The 18,887-nt window shown below is 72.1% G+C and carries 21 protein-coding genes and 1 pseudogene; 7 read left to right on the plus strand and 15 right to left on the minus strand.

What is annotated here, in order from left to right:
* The 7 genes and pseudogenes from B085_RS0127540 to B085_RS0127570 all read right to left on the minus strand — a co-directional run.
* Nucleotides 1-789: pseudogene (locus tag B085_RS0127540) on the minus strand (ATPase); the annotation flags it as partial.
* A gap of 35 nt (nt 790-824) precedes the next feature.
* Nucleotides 825-2,486, minus strand: coding sequence for a potassium-transporting ATPase subunit KdpA (gene kdpA / locus B085_RS0127545; protein WP_018561839.1), 1,662 nt, complete (start codon nt 2,484-2,486; stop codon nt 825-827).
* A gap of 9 nt (nt 2,487-2,495) precedes the next feature.
* A complete protein-coding gene (gene kdpF / locus B085_RS46285) occupies nt 2,496-2,585 on the minus strand; it encodes a K(+)-transporting ATPase subunit F (RefSeq protein ID WP_018561840.1) in 90 nt (29 codons plus the stop codon).
* Entirely contained in the window at nt 2,582-2,791 is a 210-nt protein-coding gene (locus tag B085_RS48850; protein ID WP_106435051.1) for a hypothetical protein, read from the minus strand. The genes kdpF and B085_RS48850 overlap by 4 nt, the downstream gene beginning before the upstream one ends.
* 91 nt (nt 2,792-2,882) lie before the next feature.
* Nucleotides 2,883-3,689, minus strand: coding sequence for a DUF3710 domain-containing protein (locus B085_RS0127560; protein WP_086020740.1), 807 nt, complete (start codon nt 3,687-3,689; stop codon nt 2,883-2,885).
* Entirely contained in the window at nt 3,649-4,182 is a 534-nt protein-coding gene (dut, locus tag B085_RS0127565) for a dUTP diphosphatase (RefSeq protein ID WP_018561843.1), read from the minus strand. Before dut ends, B085_RS0127560 begins: the two co-directional genes overlap by 41 nt.
* A complete protein-coding gene (locus B085_RS0127570; protein WP_018561844.1) occupies nt 4,179-4,784 on the minus strand; it encodes a PaaI family thioesterase in 606 nt (201 codons plus the stop codon). The genes dut and B085_RS0127570 overlap by 4 nt, the downstream gene beginning before the upstream one ends.
* A gap of 105 nt (nt 4,785-4,889) precedes the next feature.
* On the opposite strand from B085_RS0127570, the gene B085_RS0127575 reads away from it, so the two are divergent.
* Nucleotides 4,890-5,774, plus strand: a complete 885-nt coding sequence (locus B085_RS0127575; protein WP_018561845.1) for an SDR family oxidoreductase — start codon at nt 4,890-4,892, stop codon at nt 5,772-5,774.
* A 26-nt stretch (nt 5,775-5,800) separates the two neighbouring features.
* Nucleotides 5,801-6,250, plus strand: a complete 450-nt coding sequence (locus tag B085_RS0127580; protein WP_018561846.1) for a DUF3093 domain-containing protein — start codon at nt 5,801-5,803, stop codon at nt 6,248-6,250.
* Between the two features lie 42 nt (nt 6,251-6,292).
* Here B085_RS0127580 and B085_RS0127585 read toward each other — a convergent pair whose 3' ends face one another.
* From B085_RS0127585 to B085_RS0127600, 4 genes are all read right to left on the minus strand, one after another.
* Nucleotides 6,293-7,141: a hypothetical protein gene (locus B085_RS0127585; protein WP_086020741.1), complete on the minus strand. Its 849-nt coding sequence runs from the start codon at nt 7,139-7,141 to the stop codon at nt 6,293-6,295.
* Nucleotides 7,054-7,353 (minus strand): DUF4193 domain-containing protein, encoded by a 300-nt coding sequence (locus tag B085_RS0127590; protein ID WP_018561848.1) that lies wholly within the window; start codon nt 7,351-7,353, stop codon nt 7,054-7,056. The genes B085_RS0127585 and B085_RS0127590 overlap by 88 nt, the downstream gene beginning before the upstream one ends.
* Nucleotides 7,354-7,751: 398 nt before the next feature.
* Nucleotides 7,752-9,014 (minus strand): sensor histidine kinase, encoded by a 1,263-nt coding sequence (locus tag B085_RS0127595; protein ID WP_018561849.1) that lies wholly within the window; start codon nt 9,012-9,014, stop codon nt 7,752-7,754.
* 6 nt (nt 9,015-9,020) lie between these two features.
* Entirely contained in the window at nt 9,021-9,674 is a 654-nt protein-coding gene (locus B085_RS0127600) for a response regulator transcription factor (RefSeq protein WP_018561850.1), read from the minus strand.
* Between the two features lie 331 nt (nt 9,675-10,005).
* On the opposite strand from B085_RS0127600, the gene B085_RS50160 reads away from it, so the two are divergent.
* Nucleotides 10,006-10,179: a hypothetical protein gene (locus tag B085_RS50160; RefSeq protein WP_018561851.1), complete on the plus strand. Its 174-nt coding sequence runs from the start codon at nt 10,006-10,008 to the stop codon at nt 10,177-10,179.
* 135 nt (nt 10,180-10,314) lie between these two features.
* Here the strand turns inward: B085_RS50160 and B085_RS0127610 are convergent, their stop codons facing one another.
* Nucleotides 10,315-11,115 carry an inositol monophosphatase family protein gene (locus tag B085_RS0127610; protein WP_018561852.1) on the minus strand — a complete coding sequence of 267 codons (801 nt, stop codon included), beginning with the start codon at nt 11,113-11,115 and terminating at the stop codon, nt 10,315-10,317.
* Nucleotides 11,116-11,152: 37 nt separating this feature from the next.
* Nucleotides 11,153-12,286 carry a ferrochelatase gene (locus B085_RS0127615; RefSeq protein WP_018561853.1) on the minus strand — a complete coding sequence of 378 codons (1,134 nt, stop codon included), beginning with the start codon at nt 12,284-12,286 and terminating at the stop codon, nt 11,153-11,155.
* A gap of 137 nt (nt 12,287-12,423) precedes the next feature.
* On the opposite strand from B085_RS0127615, the gene B085_RS0127620 reads away from it, so the two are divergent.
* The 3 genes from B085_RS0127620 to sepH all read left to right on the plus strand — a co-directional run bounded on the left by B085_RS0127620 (nt 12,424) and on the right by sepH (nt 16,379).
* A complete protein-coding gene (locus tag B085_RS0127620; protein WP_018561854.1) occupies nt 12,424-13,671 on the plus strand; it encodes an MFS transporter in 1,248 nt (415 codons plus the stop codon).
* Nucleotides 13,628-14,950 (plus strand): D-arabinono-1,4-lactone oxidase, encoded by a 1,323-nt coding sequence (locus B085_RS0127625; RefSeq protein ID WP_026251505.1) that lies wholly within the window; start codon nt 13,628-13,630, stop codon nt 14,948-14,950. Before B085_RS0127620 ends, B085_RS0127625 begins: the two co-directional genes overlap by 44 nt.
* Before the next feature lie 331 nt (nt 14,951-15,281).
* Nucleotides 15,282-16,379: a septation protein SepH gene (gene sepH / locus B085_RS0127630; protein ID WP_026251506.1), complete on the plus strand. Its 1,098-nt coding sequence runs from the start codon at nt 15,282-15,284 to the stop codon at nt 16,377-16,379.
* Nucleotides 16,380-16,452: 73 nt separating this feature from the next.
* On the opposite strand, the gene B085_RS0127635 is transcribed toward sepH, so the two are convergent.
* Complete coding sequence (locus tag B085_RS0127635; RefSeq protein WP_026251507.1) at nt 16,453-17,292, minus strand: sulfurtransferase; 840 nt, start codon at nt 17,290-17,292, stop codon at nt 16,453-16,455.
* A gap of 128 nt (nt 17,293-17,420) precedes the next feature.
* Here B085_RS0127635 and B085_RS0127640 point away from each other — a divergent pair, with 128 nt between their 5' ends.
* The gene (locus tag B085_RS0127640; protein ID WP_018561858.1) at nt 17,421-18,215 is read left to right on the plus strand and encodes a VOC family protein; all 795 of its coding nucleotides are present in this window, start codon (nt 17,421-17,423) and stop codon (nt 18,213-18,215) included.
* A gap of 6 nt (nt 18,216-18,221) precedes the next feature.
* Here the strand turns inward: B085_RS0127640 and B085_RS0127645 are convergent, their stop codons facing one another.
* On the minus strand, nt 18,222-18,866 hold the full coding sequence (locus tag B085_RS0127645) for a thymidine kinase (RefSeq protein ID WP_018561859.1): 645 nt from the start codon (nt 18,864-18,866) through the stop codon (nt 18,222-18,224).
* Nucleotides 18,867-18,887: the final 21 nt, after the last annotated feature.

An 18,887-nucleotide genomic window follows, 5' to 3' on the forward strand; every position in this document is an offset into this window, starting at 1 on the left:
CTGCTCGGCGCCCGCGTAGATCGCGAACGGCTGCAGGGTGACGACCGCCAGCAGGAAGACGATGGTCAGCGACGCCAGCAGGATGTTCAGCGCGATCTCGTTGGGCGTCTTCTGCCGGGCCGCGCCCTCCACCAGCGCGATCATGCGGTCGATGAACGTCTCACCCGGCCTGGNNGTGATGCGCACGACGATCCGGTCCGACAGCACCTTCGTGCCGCCCGTCACCGCGCTGCGGTCGCCACCGGACTCCCGGATGACCGGAGCCGACTCCCCCGTGATCGCCGACTCGTCGACCGACGCGACGCCCTCCACGACATCGCCGTCACCCGGGATGACATCGCCCGCCTCGCAGACCACGAGGTCGCCGACGCGCAGTCCGGTGCCGGGAACGCGCTCCTCGGCGCCGTCCACGAGCCGGCGGGCGACGGTGTCCGTCTTGGCCCGGCGCAGGGTCTCGGCCTGCGCCTTGCCGCGGCCCTCGGCGACGGCCTCCGCCAGGTTGGCGAAGACCACGGTGAGCCAGAGCCACGCGGTGATCGCCCAGCCGAACCAGTCGGCCGGGGAGAGCACCGCCAGCGCGGTCGTGAGCACCGAGCCGATCAGGACGACGAACATGACGGGCGTCCTGACCATCACCCGGGGGTCGAGCTTGCGCAGCGCGTCCGGGAGGGACCGCAGCAGCTGGCCCGGGTCGAAGAGCCCGCCCGAGATGCGGGCGCCGTGGCCCGCGTCGGGGGTGTGCGGTGCCGGTCCTCCCTCGCAGGCGCGCACCGGCGTGTCGGTGGACATGGTTCCCTCCGCGGGGGTGGGGGTGGTCGTGCGGCTCATGACAGGCCCTCCGCGAGCGGGCCGAGGGCGAGCGCCGGGAAGTAGGTCAGGGCGGTGATGATCAGGATCGCGCCGACGAGCAGACCGGCGAAGAGGGGCTTCTCGGTGCGCAGGGTGCCCGTGGTGGCGGGCACCGGCGTCTGCCGGGCGAGCGAGCCGGCCAGCGCCAGGACGAAGACCATCGGGACGAAGCGGCCGAGGAGCATCGCGAGGCCGAGCGTGGTGTTGTACCACTGCGTGTCCGCGTTCAGGCCGGCGAAGGCGGAGCCGTTGTTGTTGCCCGCCGAGGTGTAGGCGTACAGGACCTCGGAGAAGCCGTGCGGCCCGCTGTTGAGCATGGAGTGCGGCGGGGTAGGCAGCGCCATGGCCAGGGCGGTGAAGACCAGCACGACGGCCGGGGTGACCAGGATGTACAGGGCGGCGAGCTTGATCTCGCGGGTGCCGATCTTCTTGCCCAGGTACTCCGGGGTGCGCCCGACCATCAGGCCGGCGATGAACACCGCGATGACCGCCATGATCAGGATGCCGTAGAGACCGGAGCCGACGCCGCCGGGGGCGATCTCGCCCAGCATCATGCCCAGCAGGGCGATGCCTCCGCCGAGGCCGGTGAAGGAGGAGTGGAAGGAGTCCACCGCGCCGGTCGACGTCAGGGTGGTGCTCACCGCGAACAACGACGAGGCGCCGACGCCGAAACGCTGCTCCTTCCCCTCCAGGGCGGCGCCCGCGATCTGGTTCGCCGAGCCGGGGTGCGCGGTCTCGACCCAGGTCATCAGCGTCACGAAGCCGATCCAGATCAGGCCCATCGCGGAGAGGAGCGCGTAGCCCTGCTTGAGGTTGCCGGCCATCCTCCCGAAGGTGCGGGTGAGCGAGAACGGGACGACCAGGAGCAGGAAGACCTCGAAGAGGTTGGTGAACGCGTCCGGGTTCTCGAAGGGGTGGGCGGAGTTGGCGTTGTAGAAACCGCCTCCGTTGGTGCCGAGCTCCTTGATGGCCTCCTGGGACGCCACGGCGCCGCCGGTCAGCGTCTGGTGGCCGCCCGCGAGGGTGGTGATCTCGTGCCACCCGGCGAAGTTCTGGATCGCCCCGAAGCCCACCAGCACGATCGCGGCGACGAACGCGACGGGCAGCAGGATGCGAATGGTGCCGCGGACCATGTCGGCCCAGAAGTTGCCGAGCTCGCCGGTGCGGGAGCGGACGAAGCCGCGGACGAGCGCGATGGCCACGGCCATGCCGACCGCCGCCGAGACGAAGTTCTGCACGGCGAGGCCGGCGGTCTGGGCGGCGTGGCCCATGGTGTTCTCGCCCATGTAGGACTGCCAGTTCGTGTTGGTCACGAACGAGGCCGCCGTGTTGAACGCCTGGCCGGGCGGGATCGCGGCGAAGCCCAGGGAGAGCGGGAGATGGTTCTGGACCCGCAGGAACAGGTACAGGAACAGCACGCCCACCAGGGAGAAGGCCAGCACCGCCCTGAGGTAGGCCGGCCAGCGCATCCGGGCGTCCGGGTCGGCGCCGAGGCAGCGGTAGACCCACCGCTCGACCCGCAGGTGCCGGTCGGAGCTGTAGACGGCGGCCATGTAGTCGCCGAAGGGGCGGTACACCAGGGCCAGCGCCACGACGAGCGCGGTGACCTGGAGCACGTCAGCGGTGATGGGGCCCATGTCCGGACCTCAGAACCGCTCGGGCCGGACGAGCGCCGCGATCAGGTAGACCAGCAGGGCCGCGGCGACGACGAGGCCGGCGATGTTCTCGGCGCTCACAGCCTGGCCACCGCCTTGGCGATCAGGGCGACCAGTGCGAAGACCGCGATCGTGGTGACGACGAAGACGAGGTCGGTCATCGTGTGCTCCCAGCTCTGGACGACACGTCGACCAGGCCAGGGAAACTCCGTTCCAGCCGTGCGCGGACCCCGTTGACGGTTTCCGTACGGGCCCCGGCTGCGCCTTGACGGTCCTTTGACGTTCACCGGCGTGAGCTGCGAAAACGCCCGTGGGCCAACCTGTTCTCACAGGTCGGCCCACGGGCGTCGGGCGTGGTCGGGGCGCTGGGCCCCGGCTTCAGTGGACCTCGGTGATCTCCGGTCCGCGGCGCATCGGGTCGATGCCGTCGGAGAAGCGGCCGCTCTCGTCCTGGGCGATGCCCTCGGGCACCATCTGGGCGTCGTTGGGCAGCTTCAGCACGATCGGATCGCGCGGCGCCATCGGCGACTCGCCGCGGACGACGACGGTGTCGCGGAAGATCTGCTCCAGCAGGCCGGCGGTCTCGGGCTGGACGGCGCCCTGCCCGGAGATGACGCCCCGCAGGAACCAGCGCGGGCCGTCGCAGCCGACGAAGCGCACGACCTGGACGCCGTTGGCGCCGTTGGGCAGCTGCACCGGCACCTGAGCGCGCAGCTCCCAGCCCAGCGGACCCTCGACCTCGTCGACGATGCCGCCCTGCTTGGTGATGCCGGAGGCGATCTCGTCGCGGACCTCGCCCCAGATGCCCTCCGACTTGGGGGCGGCGAAGCCCTGCAACTGGACGGCGCTCTCCCGGAGCACCACGGTCGCGGCGACGATGGACTCCCCGGCCACCTCGACACGCAGTTCCATGCCCTGCACACCGGGTACGAAGATGCCGCCCAGGTCGACCCTGCCCTCGGCCGGGTCCCTGACCTCACTCACGTCCCACGGGCCGTCCGGCCTCGGGGCGGGCGGAAGGTTGTACCGACGGGACTCCATGGAGTCGTCCGACTCCTCGGCGTCTTCGGCCAGCTCGTCAGGGCCTTCGGCCGCGAGCTCGTCGAGGGCGTCTCCGCGCTCCTTGCGACGACGACGGAACACGTCACTGTCCTTCCCGGTCAGCGATGACCGATGCGTATCCATTGCCGGACGGACCGACCGGCGAGCCATCCACCGCGGCATGACCCCCCGTGGAGCCGAAGCCCCCTGCCGCCCGTACCGAACCGGGCAGTTCCGCCACCTCGTGGAAGCGGACCCGCTCGACCTGCTGGACGACCAGTTGGGCGATCCGGTCACCTGCTGCGAACCGTACGCTCTCGCGCGGGTCCAGGTTGACCACGATCACCTTGATCTCCCCACGGTACCCGGCATCAACCGTTCCCGGGGCATTCACGAGGGCCACTCCGCACCTCGCGGCGAGGCCCGAGCGCGGGTGCACGAAGGCCGCGTAGCCCTCCGGCAGCGCGATCGACACCCCCGTGGGCAGTACGGCGCGCTCACCGGGGGCCAGTTCGGCCGTCTCGGTGGTGACGAGGTCGGCTCCGGCGTCGCCCGGGTGCCCGTACGAAGGAATCGGGACGTCCTCGTGCAAACGGTGGATGAGGACGTCGACCGGGGGGCGAGCACCGCCGGTCACGGGTTCACCTCGAAGGCGCGCGCGACCTTGACCTGGTCGGGGTCGGACATCGCGGCGCGGATCTCCTCGGGGCGGCCGTTGTCGGTGAAGTGCTCCAGCTTGACCTCGATGAACAACGCGTCCGCGCGGACCGCGACCGGGCCGTCCGGGCCGCCGATCCGGCCCACCGCGGTGGAGTAGATCTTGCGCCCGGCCACGGCGGTGCAGCGGGCCTCCAGGTGGAGGGTGGCGCCGACCGGCACGGGCTGCACGAAGTCGGTCTCCAGGCGGCCGGTCACGGCGATGGTGCGCAGCAGCCAGGCGAGGGAGCCGAGCGTCTCGTCGAGCGCCGTGGCCAGCACACCGCCGTGCGCCAGGCCCGGGGCGCCCTGGTGAGCGGGCTGGACCGTGAACTCGGCGGTCACGCTGACGCCCTCACCGGCCGTGGCCTCCAGGTGCAGCCCGTGCGGCTGCGCCCCGCCACAGCCGAAGCAGTGGTCGTAGTGCGCGCCCAGCGGTTCACCGGGTGCGGGGGCGTCGGGGTGCCGCTCCGGCGCGACGGCGTCGCGCGGCGGTGTCAGGCCCGGGCGGTCCGGGCCGGCGTCGGTCGTAGCTCCACTCACGCGGGAGACCCTACCCTCCTGCGGGATCGATTCCCGCCGCCCGGCCGTTGTCCTTCCGGCCCCGCGGCCCGCCCATCACCGAAGCACCTTCCCTTGGAGCACCACATGACCCCCAGGTCCGTCGTCGTCACAGGAGCCGGGTGCGGGATCGGCCTCGCCACCACCCTCGAACTGGCCCACGCCGGCTTCGACGTCATCGGGACGGTACGGAGCGAGGAGAAGGCGCAGGCGCTGCGGGAGGCGGTGGACCGCACGGGCGCGTCGGTGCGCACCGTGCTCCTGGACGTCACGGACGCCACCTCGTCCGTCCGGGCGTTCACCGAGATCGCCACGATGACGGACGGCGGCCCCTGGGCGGTGGTGAACAACGCGGGGATCGCCCAGCCGGGCGCGATCGAGGACGTCGACGACGAGCAGGTGCGGCAGCAGCTGGAGACCAACCTGGTGGCCCCGGCGCGTATCGCCCGCCTGGTGCTGCCGACGATGCGCACCCGGCGGGCGGGGCGGATCGTCAACATCTCGTCGATCTCGGGGCGGGTGTCGATGCCGCTGCTCGGCTGGTACTGCGCCAGCAAGCAGGGCCTGGAGGCGGTGACGGACGCGCTGCGGATGGAGGCGGCCCCCTTCGGGGTCAAGGTCGTGCTGGTGGAGCCCGGCTCGTACGGCACGGACATCTGGCAGCGCGGCGCGAGCAGGCTGCCGCAGCGCCGCAACTCGGCCTACCGGCACCAGTACGAGGCCGCGGAGGAGATGATCAAGCGGGAGCTGCCCTCGCCGCGGCCGGTGGCGCGCACCGTCCTGAAGGCGCTCACGGCGCCACGGCCGCTCCCCCGCTACCTGGTGGGCACCGACGCGCGCTCCTCCGCGGTCCTGGACGCCGCCCTGCCGACCGCCGCGACCGACTGGGCCAAGCAGGTCGCCACGGGGCTGCGGCGCCCCCCTCGGGCCGCTCACGCGCTGAGCAGGCTGCGGTCCCGGGGCGGGCGCTGACGGTGCCGCATGACAAGCTTGGTGTCATGACCGTCATGAGCTATGAGGAGCGGCTGACCGCGCCGCGTTCCTGGTGGGGCCTCGCCGTCGGCGCGGGCGTCTCACTGGCGCTGATCCTGCTGCCCCTCGGGCCCCTGGCCCTGCTCGCGGGGCTGGTGGGCGGCACGGCCGCCGGTGCGGCCGTGGTCAGTGCGTACGGTTCGCCGCGGCTGCGGGTGGTCGCCGGCTCGCTGGTGGCCGGGGACGCGAAGATCCCGGTCGCGGCGCTCGGCGAAGCCACGGTGCTGGACCGGGACGAGGCCCTGGCCTGGCGGTCGTACAAGGCCGATCCGCGCGCCTTCATGCTGCTGCGCGCCTATGTGCCGACCGCCCTCAAGATCGAGGTCACCGACCCGGAGGACCCGACGCCGTACCTGTACCTGTCGACACGCTCGCCCGAGCGCCTCGCCGCGGTCCTGCGGGACGTACGCGTCTGAGCGGGCCGGCGCCCCGCCACGGGGCGCCCGGGGCCTGCCCGGTCACCCGCCGGGCCCGAGTGCGGGCGGAGGCTCCTCCTCGGCGGACAGCAGTCCCCAGGGCACCTGGCGGGCGCGCAGGTCCTTGCGGATCTGCTCCGCGAGCTTCTTGGTGTCCCGCCGGTTCATCACGGCGCCGACGGCCGCGCCGACCATGAACGGGGTCAGCGTCGGCAGATTGCGCATGGTGCGCTTCATCAGCTGCTGGCGCAGCTCGCGCTTCATCCTGCCGCCGAGGGCGATGTTCAGCGTGGACGGCTTGGAGAAGTCGATGCCGCGCCGCTCCGTCCACTCGGCGAGGTACATCGCCGACCGCTGCCGCAGCGTGCCCGGGGCGCGCAGCCCGTAGACCTCGTGCAGCTCGGCGATCAGCTTGTACTCGACCAGGGCGACCCCGAGGGTCTCCGAGGCCAGCTCCGCCGGCATGGCCGGCGGGGTGGGCAGCATGGCGGCGGCGCCGATGCCGGCGCCGACCGTCGCGGTGCCCATCGTGGCGGCGCTCACCAGCTTGTCGGCCAGCTCCTCGGGCCCGAGCCCGGGGAACTGGCGGCGAAGCGTCTCCAGGTCCCTGACGGGGACCCTCGGGGCCGTCTCGACGAGCCCGTCGACGAAGGTGTTCAGCGCCGCCTTGGCGCGTGCCCGTGCCCGTGAGGCACGGCCGGGGGGACGGGACGGGACGAGCTCGCCCGCCGGCCCCTCCGTCGCGCCCGCGAGCGAGGCCTCGTGGCCTCGCTCGTCGTCGCTCGCCACGGTCCGGCTGTCCGTCAGGCCGCGCAGTCGCGGCAGATCGGGTTGCCGTTCTTCTCCGTCGCCAGCTGGCTGCGGTGGTGCACGAGGAAGCAGCTCATGCAGGTGAACTCGTCCGCCTGCCGGGGCAGGACCCGGACCGACAGCTCCTCGTTGGAGAGGTCGGCTCCGGGCAGCTCGAGGGACTCGGCCTGGTCGAACTCGTCCACGTCGACCGTAGAAGTCGACTTGTCGTTCCGCCTGGCCTTCAGTTCTTCGATGCTGTCCTCGTTGACGTCATCGTCTGTCTTGCGTGGGGTGTCGTAATCAGTAGCCATGTATCGCTCTCCCCCTCTGGGTGTCTGCGGTGTCTCCAGCGCACGTAACGCATGGGAGGCCGGTCTTGTGCCCGGCCCGAAGCGGAGATTTTGCCTTACATCAAGTGCCGTTACTCAATCGACACCCAACCGCACCCCCGAAGAGGTGATCGCACCCGCTGCCGGTGATGACCGGAAACGGACCACTTGTCGCACCTTGCTCGCGCCTCCACGTGTACTTCCCGTGATCATGACCTGCGGAAACATGGATTTTTCCGCTCTTTTCCCGGAGGTCGCAATCACGGAGAGTACCCGGCGCCGGGATCGTATGTGTGATCGCTCACAGCATGCCCGCGAGGCGCGCAGACCGCAAAATTCAGCGCAAAGCGAACAAGCCCCCGGGGGTGTCGTGGTACAGGTCACACGGGGATGACAACCCGCATGACCAGGCCACCTCCCTCTCGGGGGACCGCGGAGATCGTGCCACCGTGGGCCCGGGCGACGGACTTGGCGATGGAGAGGCCGAGACCCGCTCCCTTGTCGCTGCCCGTGCGCTCGGTGCCCAGCCGGCGGAAGGGTTCGAACAGGTTGTCGATCTCATACGCGGGGACGACGGGCCCCGTGTTGGTGACCGTCAGGACCGCGGACCCCGGCTCCAGGGCCGTGCTGACCTCGACCCAGCCCGCCTCCGCGACGTTGTACCGGACGGCGTTCTGCACCAGGTTCAGCGCGATGCGCTCCAGCAGCACCCCGTTGCCCTGCACGACGGCCTCGCCCAGCGCGGCACGCAGCTCCACGCCCTTGGCGTCGGCCTCGTTGCGGGTCTGCTCCAGCGCCTGAGTGGCCGCCTCCGCGAGGTCCACCGGCTTGCGGTCGACGATCTCGTTGTCGCTGCGGGCGAGCAGCAGCAGGCCCTCCACCAGCTGCTCGCTGCGCGTGTTGGTGACGAGCAGGTTCTTGCCCAGCTGCTGCATGTCCGGGGAGGCGTTCGGATCGGCGAGCTGGACCTCCAGCAGCGTGCGGGTGATCGCCAGCGGCGTTCTCAGCTCGTGGGAGGCGTTGGAGACGAAGCGGCGCTGGGCGTCGAAGGACCGCTCCAGGCGCTCCAGCATGTCGTCGAAGGTGTCGGCCAGCTCCTTGAGCTCGTCGTCCGGGCCGGTCAGGTGGATCCGCTGGGTGAGGTCGGAGCTCGCCACGCCGCGCGCGGTGCGGGTGATCCGGCCGAGCGGCGCCAGCACACGGCCGGCCAGCAGGTAACCGAAGGCGAAGGCGAGCACGGCGAGGCCGACGAGCGCGAAGAGCGAGCGCTTGAGCAGGACGTTGAGGGCGGTCTCGCGCTGCACGGCCAGGCAGTGGACGTAGGCCTTGTTGAAGGCGTCCGGGTTGGTCGGGCCGGTGGGCAGCTCGGGGCACAGCCCGGTGAGCGAGAGCCGGCCCGCCTCGACGTGGAACTGCGCCTCGGTGCCCTGGCGGATGGCCTGGGCCGCCAGCATGTAGATGATCCACAGCAGTATCACCCCGGCGATCAGGAACATGCCGCCGTAGAGCAGGGTGAGCCTTATCCGGATCGTGGGGCGCAGCAGGGGCATCGGCCGCGCGGCGGGCTTGGGGTCCCAGGTGGGCTTGGGCGGGATGGCCTGCGACGCGGGCGGGGTCGTCGGCGAGGACGAGGGCGCGGGCACGGCGGATCAGATCCGGTATCCGGAGCCGGGGACGGTGACGATCACCGCGGGCTCCCCGAGCTTGCGGCGCAGGGTCATGACGGTGACCCGCACGACGTTGGTGAAGGGATCGGTGTTCTCGTCCCAGGCCTTCTCCAGCAGCTGCTCCGCGGACACCACGGCGCCCTCGCTGCGCAGCAGCACCTCCAGCACCGCGAACTCCTTCGGGGCCAGCTGGACCTGCCGGCCCTCCCTGGTCACCTCGCGGCGGTTGGGGTCGAGCTTGATCCCGGCACGCTCCAGCACGGGCGGCAGCGGCGCGGTCGTACGGCGGCCGAGGGCCCGTACGCGGGCGGTGAGTTCGGTGAAGGCGAAGGGCTTGGGGAGGTAGTCGTCGGCGCCCAGCTCCAGGCCCTCGACGCGGTCGCTGACGTCGCCGGCCGCGGTCAGCATCAGCACGCGGGTCGGCAGGCCCAGTTCCACCAGTTTGCGGCACACGTCGTCCCCGTGGACGACCGGCAGGTCGCGGTCGAGGACGACGACGTCGTAGTCGTTCACCCCGATCCGCTCCAGGGCGGCGCCGCCGTCGTAGACGACGTCGACCGCCATGGCCTCACGGCGCAGTCCGGTGGCTACCGCATCGGCGAGCAGTTGCTCGTCCTCGACGACCAGTACGCGCAAGGCGCTGTTCCTTCCCTAGGCACTTCTCAAAGAGCCGCGCCCAGCCCGCCTGTGCAGGCCGAACGCTCCTCCATCCTGCACCGGGCGGCCGTAAAACATGGGTAAGAGGACTCGGCGCCGAATTCCTCGCGTCCCGGAGGTTTCCCCTCCGGTGGGCCTGGGGAGGACGACTGCACACCCCCGATCACGCCCGCAGGGCGTCCGCAACTCCCGTGGCAGTAGCCGCTGTGCGGTCCGAGGGGTCCCCCGACAAGACCTGTGATCGACCCCGCACATCGCACGAAGACGAATATCCCTGTGTCAACCCACGACGACGAGGGGGCGCCACCTGATGGACGCATTCACCACTGGAATCCTGCAGCGCATACACAGCACCGAATCCGACCTACTGCGCGCCCGCGAGGACGGGGACGAGTTCCTGGCCGAGGTCGAGGAGGCCGAACTGGCCGATCTTCGCCGCCTCGCCGCAGAGCACGGCGTCCAGGTGCTGCCCAAGATCGCCTGAGATCGCCCAGGGCGGCACAGCCGAACGCCGCGCCCCGGAGACCTGGACAGGTGCCGGGGCGTTCGCGTGCCCGCCGCCGGTTCCGCACCGGGCGGCGGGCCTTCGCGTCGGGCGGCGGCGGTGGCGCCGGCGGCCTCAGTCGTGCCAGGCGCCGAGCTCGTCGAGCAGCCGCTGCAGGGGCTCGAACAGCCCCTGCGGGGCCGCGACGGTGAGCCCCGTGGACTCCGGCTCTCCCGGCCGGCCCCCGGTCAGGGCGCCGGCCTCCCGGGCGAACAGGGCACCCGCCGTGTAGTCCCACGGGTTGAGGCCGCGCTCGTAGTAGGCGTTCAGGCGGCCGCAGCCCACGTCGCACAGGTCGATGGCGGCGGATCCCCCGCGGCGTATGTCCCGCACCTGCGGCACCAGCTCGCGCAGCACCCTCGCCTGCCCCTCGCGGCGCTCCTTCAGGTAGCCGAAGCCGGTGCCGATCAGCGCCTGGTCAAGCGGCGGCGCAGGGCGCACGGCCGCCTCGCGCTCGTTGACCCAGGCACCCCGGCCCAGCACCGCGCGGTAGCTCTCGCCCCGCATCGGGGCCTCGACGACCCCGACGAGCGTCTCGCCGTCCAGCTCGGCCGCGATGCTCACGGCCCACGACGGCAGGCCGTAGAGATAGTTCACGGTGCCGTCCAGCGGGTCGATCACCCACCGGACCCCGCTGCTGCCCGGGATGCTGGCGCCCTCCTCGCCCAGGAGCCCGTCGTCGGGGCGGTGCTCGGTGATGAAGGAGGCGATCAGCTTCTCGGCGGCGATGTCCATCTCGGTGACGACGTCGATCGGGCTGCTCTTGGTGGCGGCCACTCCGAGGTCGGCCGGGCGGCCGTGTCGCAGCAGCTCGCCCGCCCTGCGGGCGGCCTCGAGGGCCACGGCCAGGAGTTCGTCCTTGAGGTGGTCGGTCATGGCACTCCTCGTGCGTTTCGGTGTCTCGGTCACTCGGTCACTCGGCGCCCGCGGCGGCCGGGCGGGGGCTGCGTGCCGGGCAGCAGCCCACGGGGCACACGTCGTGGCTGGGCCCGAGCGCGCCCAGCGCGCACCGCTCGGGGGCCAGGCCCCGCTCAGTGGCGGCGCGCTCCAGCACCAGCTCGCGGACGGCGGCGGCGAAGCGCGGGTCCGCGCCCACGGTGGCGGCGCGGGCGACGGGCAGGCCGAGTTCGGCGGCCTTGGCGGTCGCCTCGGTGTCGAGGTCGTACTTGACCTCCATGTGGTCGGAGACGAAGCCGATCGGCACCATGACGGCGGCGGGAACCCCGGAGTCGTGCAGCTCCTCCAGGTGGTCGCAGATGTCGGGCTCCAGCCACGGGATGTGGGGGGCGCCGCTGCGGGACTGGTAGACGAGCTTCCACGGGCGGTCGGTGCCGGTGGCCTCGCGCACCGCGTCGGCGATCAGCCGGGCGGTGTCCAGGTGCTCGGCGACGTAGGCCCCGCCGGCTCCGTCCTCGGTGTGGTCCTCGGGCCTGCCGGAGGTGTCGGCGGCCGCCGTGGGGATCGAGTGGGTGGTGAACGCCAGGTGCGCCCCCTCGCGGACGTCCTCGGGCAGCGTGGCGAGGGCGGTGAGCACCGCGTCGACCATGGGCCGGACGAAGCCGGGGTGGTTGAAGTAGTGCCGCAGCTTGTCCACGCGGGGGACGGTGCGGCCCTCGGCCTCCAGGGCGGCCAGGGAGTCGGCGAGGTTCTCCCGGTACTGCCGGCAGCCGGAGTAGGAGGCGTACGCGCTGGTGGCCAGGACCAGCACCCGGCGGTGGCCGTCCTCGGTCAGCTCGCGCAGGGTGTCCGTCAGGTAGGGCGCCCAGTTGCGGTTGCCCCAGTAGACGGGCAGGTCGAGACCGTGCCCGGCGAAGTCCTTGCGCAACGCCTCCAGCAGTTCGCGGTTCTGCGCGTTGATGGGGCTGACCCCGCCGAACAGGAAGTAGTGCTGCCCCACCTCCCTCAGGCGCTCACGGGGGATGCCGCGGCCGCGCGTGACGTTCTCCAGGAAGGGGACGACGTCATCGGGCCCCTCGGGCCCCCCGAAGGACAGCAGGAGCAGTGCGTCGTACGGAGCGGCGGTGCGGGCCTCGGTGTGATCGGACATGTTCCGATCCTGCCACCCGGCGGTGACGGCCGAGGAACCGGCGAAAATCGCTTGCGCTCCCTTTGTAAGCTGTGTGACACAGTCACATTCCTTACTTCAGCCCCTTGAGACGTCGGCGACGAAGCCGTGGAGCGCCCGTGTCCAGTCCCTATCGCGCGATCTTCTCCACTCCGGGGACCAGGGGTTTCTCGGCGGCGGGTTTCATCGGCCGGATGCCGCTGTCCATGCTCGGCATCGGCATCGTGACGATGATGTCCCAGGTCACCGGCCGCTACGGGATCGCCGGCGGGCTCGCGGCCACCCTGGCGCTGGCCGCGGCGGCCCTCGGCCCGCAGGTGTCGCGCCTGGTCGACCGGTACGGACAGCGCAGGGTGCTGCGCCCGGCCGCCGGGATCACGGTGCTGGCGGTCGCGGGCCTGCTGGTCTGCGTGCGGACCGGGGCCCCGGACTGGACGCTCTTCGCGTGCGTCGCGCTGGCGGGGACGACCCCGAGCCTGGGCGCCATGGTGCGGGCGCGCTGGACCATGATCCACCGGGGGTCGCCCGCGCTGCTGCACACCGCCTACTCCTTCGAGTCCGTCGTCGACGAGGTCTGCTTCATCGTGGGCCCGATCCTGTCGATCGGGCTCTGCACGATCTGGTTCCCGGAGGCGGGGCCGCTGCTGGCGGTGCTCTTCCTGGCGGCCGGGGTGGTGCTGCTGACCGCGCAGCGCGCCACCGAGCCGCCACCGCACCCGCGCGAGCAGCACACCCCGGGTTCCGCGCTGCGCTCCCGCGGGCTGCAGGTGCTGGTGCTGACCTTCGTCGCGACCGGGGCGATCTTCGGAGCCGTGGACGTGACCACCGTGGCCTTCGCCGAGGAGCAGGGCCAAAAGGCCGCGGCGAGCGTGGTGCTGGCGGTGTACGCGGCGGGATCCTGCCTCGCGGGGGTGCTTTTCGGCCTGATGAGGCCGAGGGGTACGGCCTCCCGCCGCTTCCTGCTGGGCGTGGCGGCCATGGGCGTGAGTATGATCCCGCCACTACTGGTCGGGAACTTGCCGTTCCTGGCCGTGGCGCTGTTCGTCGCGGGCCTGTCCATCGCACCGACGATGGTCACCACCATGGCGCTCGTCGAGCAGTTGGTACCGCGCGCGAAGCTGACCGAGGGCATGACGTGGACGAGCACGGGTCTCGCGGTCGGTGTGGCGCTCGGCGCCTCTCTGGCCGGGTGGGTCATCGACGCGGCGGGGGCCCGGGCCGCGTTCGCGGTGCCCGCCTCCGCCGCGGCGCTCGCCGTGGTGGCGGCGTTCCTGGGGTACCGCCGGCTGGAGCCGGCGCCGGACTTGGAGGGGACGCGAGCGCATGGCTACGACGAGCAGGACCGCCGGGAAGGCCACATGGCGTAACTGGGCGGGCAACGTACGGGCCCTGCCCGCGCGGACGGAGTCGCCCGCCTCGACGGACGAACTGGCGGCCGTGATCCGCAAGGCCGCGAAGGACGGCCTCCCGGCCAAGGCCGTGGGCACCGGGCACTCCTTCACCTCGGCGGCGGCCACCTCGGGCGTCCTGATCCGGCCCGAGCGGATGACCGCGGTGCGGGGCATCGACCGCGAGGCCGGCACGGTCACGGTGGAGGCGGGCGTCCAGCTCAAGCACCTCAACGCGCTGCTCGCCGCCGAGGGCCTGTCGCTCACGAACATGGGCGACATCATGGAGCAGACGGTGGCCGGTGCGACCAGCACCGGCACCCACGGCACGGGCCGGGACTCGGGCTCCATAGCCGCCCAGATCAAGGCGCTGGAACTGGTGCTCGCCGACGGGTCGGTGCTCACCTGCTCGGCGCAGGAGAACGCCGAGGTCTTCGCCGCCGCCAGGATCGGGCTCGGCGCGCTCGGCGTGGTCGGCTCGATCACCCTCGCGGTGGAGCCGCTCTTCCTGCTCACCGCGCGCGAGGAGCCCATGCGCTTCGACCGGGTGGTCGCGGAGTTCGACCAACTGGTCGAGGAGAACGAGCACTTCGAGTTCTACTGGTTCCCGCACACCGACGGCTGCAACACCAAGCGGAACAACCGCAGCCAGGGTCCCGCCGCCCCGGTCCCGGGGGTGCGCGGATGGATCGACGACGAGTTCCTGTCCAACGGGGTCTTCCAGGCGGCCTGCTCGGTGGGCCGGGCGGCGCCCTCCCTCATCCCGGGCATCGCCCAGGTCTCCAGCCGGGCGCTGTCGGCCCGCACCTACACCGACATCCCGTACCGGGTGTTCACCCACCCGCGCCGTGTGCGTTTCGTGGAGATGGAGTACGCGGTGCCGCGCGAGGCAGCGGTGGAGGTGCTGCGCGAACTGAAGTCCATGGTCGAGTCGTCGGAGTTCAGGATCAGTTTCCCCGTGGAGGTGCGGACCGCCCCGGCGGACGACATCGCCCTGTCGACGGCCTCGGGCCGGGACACCGCCTACGTCGCGGTGCACATGTACCGGGGCAGCCGGTACATGGAGTACTTCACCGCGGTGGAGCAGATCATGACCGCCCATCAGGGCCGCCCCCACTGGGGCAAGATCCACACCCGGGACGCGGACCACCTCGCCAAGGTCTACCCCCGCTTCGCGGAGTTCACCGCCCTGCGCGACCGGCTCGACCCGGACCGGCTGTTCCGGAACGACTACCTGCGGCGGGTGCTCGGGGAATAGTTCCACTTGTGGGGTTTTTGTGAAGATCCTGCCCCAACTCCCTTGGCGCGCGCGAAGTTCGACGGCGCGGCGCCCCACCGACGTGGCCCAAATGGAGTACTGTGACAAATCCTGGCTCCGGGGGGAGGCGGCGCACTCGTCCCGGGGTGCCGTCGATCGAACCGGAGACACTTGACGCCGAGTGGCGCGTTTGGTCACTCAGCGTTGCGAATAGGTAACCGTGCCATAACGGCGTGTCACGGCACATGCCCGACACGCCGGGAAACTCAGCAAGGTTGTGGCAGGCTGCACCCGGGCAGGTCACACTCGTCCATCGGGAGCAGCGACGCACGTGACGTCGGCAGGCACCACCCGGGAGGTAACCGTGCCCGAACTGCGTGTCGTGGCTGTCAGCAACGACGGCACACGACTGGTTCTCAAGGCTGCCGACAGCACCGAGTACACGCTTCCGATCGACGAGCGCCTTCGCGCCGCCATCCGCAACGACCGCGCGCGGCTGGGCCAGATCGAGATCGAGGTCGAGAGCCATCTGCGCCCGCGCGACATCCAGGCGCGGATACGAGCCGGTGCCACGGCGGAGGAGGTCGCGCAGCTCGCCGGGATCCCGGTGGAGCGCGTCCGGCGTTTCGAGGGCCCGGTGCTGGCCGAGCGCGCCTTCATGGCCGAAAGGGCCCGCAAGACCGCGGTGCGGCGCCAGGGCGAGAGCACCGGTCCGCAGCTCGGTGAGGCGGTCGCCGAGCGCCTGCTGCTGCGCGGCGCCGAGAAGGACAGCGTCCTGTGGGACTCCTGGCGCCGCGACGACGGCACCTGGGAGGTCCTCCTCGTCTACCGCGTAGCCGGCGAGCCGCATTCGGCGAGCTGGACGTACGACCCGCCGCGCCGCCTGGTCCAGGCCGTGGACGACGAGGCGCGCGCGCTCATCGGGGAGACGACCCAGGAGGCGGCGCAGGAGCCGAGCTACCCCTTCGTGCCCCGGATCGCCCGGCTCCCGCGCGACCGCGCGCTGGAGCGGCCCGACCGCGCCGAGCGGGCGGAACGCACGGCCGAGGAGCGGGCGGAGGAGGAGCGCGACTCCCTGACCAGCCTCCTGGAGGCGGTCCCCAGCTTCCGCGGCGACATGGTGGTGCCGGCCCAGGCGGGGCCGCCCTCCACCACGCCCGACACACCTGCCGCGGCGGCGGTCACCGAGGACGGCCCCGAAGTGCCCGTGGCCGAGGAGGAGGCACCGCCCGCCCCCGCCGCGAGCGCCGGCGCGGGATCCGCGTACGCCGACGTCCTGATGCCGCGTTCGGTCGGCGCCCACCGCGACCGGCTGGTCGGGTCCACCGACCGCCAGGCCGAGGCCGACGGGGTCCGCCCGGGGCGGCGGGCGACGGTGCCGAGCTGGGACGAGATCGTCTTCGGGAGCCGGCGCAAGAAGCAGGACTGACCGGGGCACGGCCCCTCGGGGGTGCCCCGGTGTCCTCCTCCGCGTGGGCCGGGCTCCGGGAGCCGGCGCCGCGTCAGCCCGGCTGTGGCCCGGTCGCCACGTCGCGGCCCGCCGCGGACCACTCGCTCCAGGAGCCGACGTAGAGCGCCGCGGGGATGCCGGCGACCGCCAGCGCCAGCACCTCGTGGGCGCCTGAGACGCCGGAGCCGCAGTAGACGCCGACCTCGCTCCCGGGCGTGGCCCCCGCCTTGGCGAAGCGCTCCGCCAGTTCGTCGGCGGCGAGGAGGACCCCGGTCCCCGGGACGACGTTCTCCGTGGTCGGGGCGTTGACCGCGCCGGGGATGTGACCGGCGACCGGGTCGATGGGCTCGGTGTCGCCCCGGTAGCGCTCCGCGGCCCGGGCGTCCAGGAGGACACCGCGGCGGGCCAGCGCCGCCGCCTCGTCGGCGGTGAGCACGCCGAGCGCGCCCGGAGCGGCGGTGAACTCGCCCTCCTCGTCGGCGGGGACGTCCGTGACGAGGGGCAGCCCCGCCGCCGTCCACGCGGCCAGCCCGCCGTCCAGGACGCGCACCCGCTCGTGCCCGGCCCACCGCAGCAGCCACCACGCGCGCGCCGCGCCCCAGCCGAGGCCGCCGTCGTAGACCACGACCTCGCGGTCCGGACCGACACCCGCGCGGCGCATGGCGGCCGTGAATACCGCGAGGTCCGGGAGGGGATGACGCCCCTGCGCACCGGGCGGCCCGGCGAGTTCGGTGTCCAGGTCGACGTAGTGCGCGCCGGGCAGGTGGCCGGCCTCGTAGGCGGGGCGGCCGGGCGGACCGCCCAGTTGCCACCGCACGTCCAGAAGTGCGGCGCCTGCGGGGACGCCCTTCGGCAATGCGGCCAATTCGGTTACGGTAATGACAGGATGCATAAGCCCATTGTGGTCACCGGCACGGAAAACCTGCGGCGCGGCCCCCGGTCCACGGCACACCCGGTGGTGCGAGCATCGCTGTGGCACTTCCCCTGCAAGCCCGAGCGCTGCTCCCCAGGAGAGAATCGATGACCGAGGTAGGGAACCGCCACCAGCACGGCAGCCCGTGCTGGGTCAGCCTGCTGGCCCACAGCGTCGAGGCCACGCAGGAGTTCTACAGCCGGCTGTTCGGCTGGGAGTTCCACCCCGGTCCGCATTCGCTGGGCCCGTACGTACGCGCCACACTGGGCGGGAAGAGCGTGGCGGGCATCGGCGAGCTGCCCGGGGACCGGCGCCTGCCGATCGCCTGGACGACCTACTTCGCCGCCGACGACGCCGACAAGACCGCCGAGCTGATCCGGATCTGCGGCGGCACGGTGGGCGTCGGCCCGCTGGACGCGGACGACGCGGGACGGCTGGCCGTCGCCTCGGACCCGATGGGCGCGGTGTTCGGGGTGTGGCAGGCACGGCACCACCGCGGGACCGAGGTCCGCGGCGAACCGGGCACGCCGGTGTGGAACGAGCTGATCACCCGCGACACGTCGCTGGTCGGCACCTTCTACTCGGTGGTCTTCGGGCTGGAGGCCGACGCGGTCGTCTCCACCGACATCGACTACGTCACGCTGAACCTCGCCGGCCGCCCGGTCGGCGGCGTCCACGGCGTCGGCCGGGCCGTGCCGCGCGACCGCGGGGCGCACTGGATGACGTACTTCGAGGTCTCCGACACCGACGCCGCCGCCCGCCGGGTGCTGGAGCTGGGCGGCAGCGTCATCCGCACACCGCGCGAGTCCGAGTACGGCCGGCTGGCGACCGTGGCGGACCCCGAGGGCGCGGTCTTCACCGTGATCCACTCCCGGCCGCAGCCGGTCGGCGGCACGCAGTAGCGCCGGCTAGTCGACCGGCAGGACGTCCGGCGAGATCGCCGCCGCACGGGCCGCGGCCGCGGTCATCCGCCGGATGTGGTGGCGGCGGCAGAGCACCTCGTAGCCGATCGCCGTGCCGGGACGGTTGACGTCGCCGACGACGACCTGCTCGCCCTCGACGACCATCTTCCCGTCCACCGTACGGGCGTTGTGGGTGGCCCGGGCACCGCACCAGCACAGGGCCTCGACCTGGAGCACCTCTATCCGGTCGGCCATCTCCACCAGACGCCGGGAGCCGGGGAAGAGCCTGGTGCGGAAGTCGGTGGTGATCCCGAAGGCGAAGACGTCCAGCCGCAGGTCGTCGACGATGCGCGCGAGCTGGTCGATCTGGTCGGGCGTGAAGAACTGCGCCTCGTCGACGATGACGTAGTCGGCGCGGGCGCCGCCCGACAGGTGTGTGACGAGGTAGCCGTAGAAGTCGAAGTCGTCGGCGGCCTCGACGGCCTTGGTCTCCAGGCCGAGCCGGGACGACAGGACGCCCTCGCCGGCCCGGTCGTTGCGGGTGAAGATCAGGCCCTCCAGGCCGCGTGCCGAGCGGTTGTGCTCGATCTGCAGGGCGAGGGTGCTCTTCCCGCAGTCCATCGTTCCGGAGAAGAACACGAGCTCAGGCATGAGGAGGCGGCGGCCTTTCGG

The organism is Streptomyces sp. BoleA5 (genome assembly GCF_000373665.1).
Lineage (GTDB): Bacteria > Actinomycetota > Actinomycetes > Streptomycetales > Streptomycetaceae > Actinacidiphila.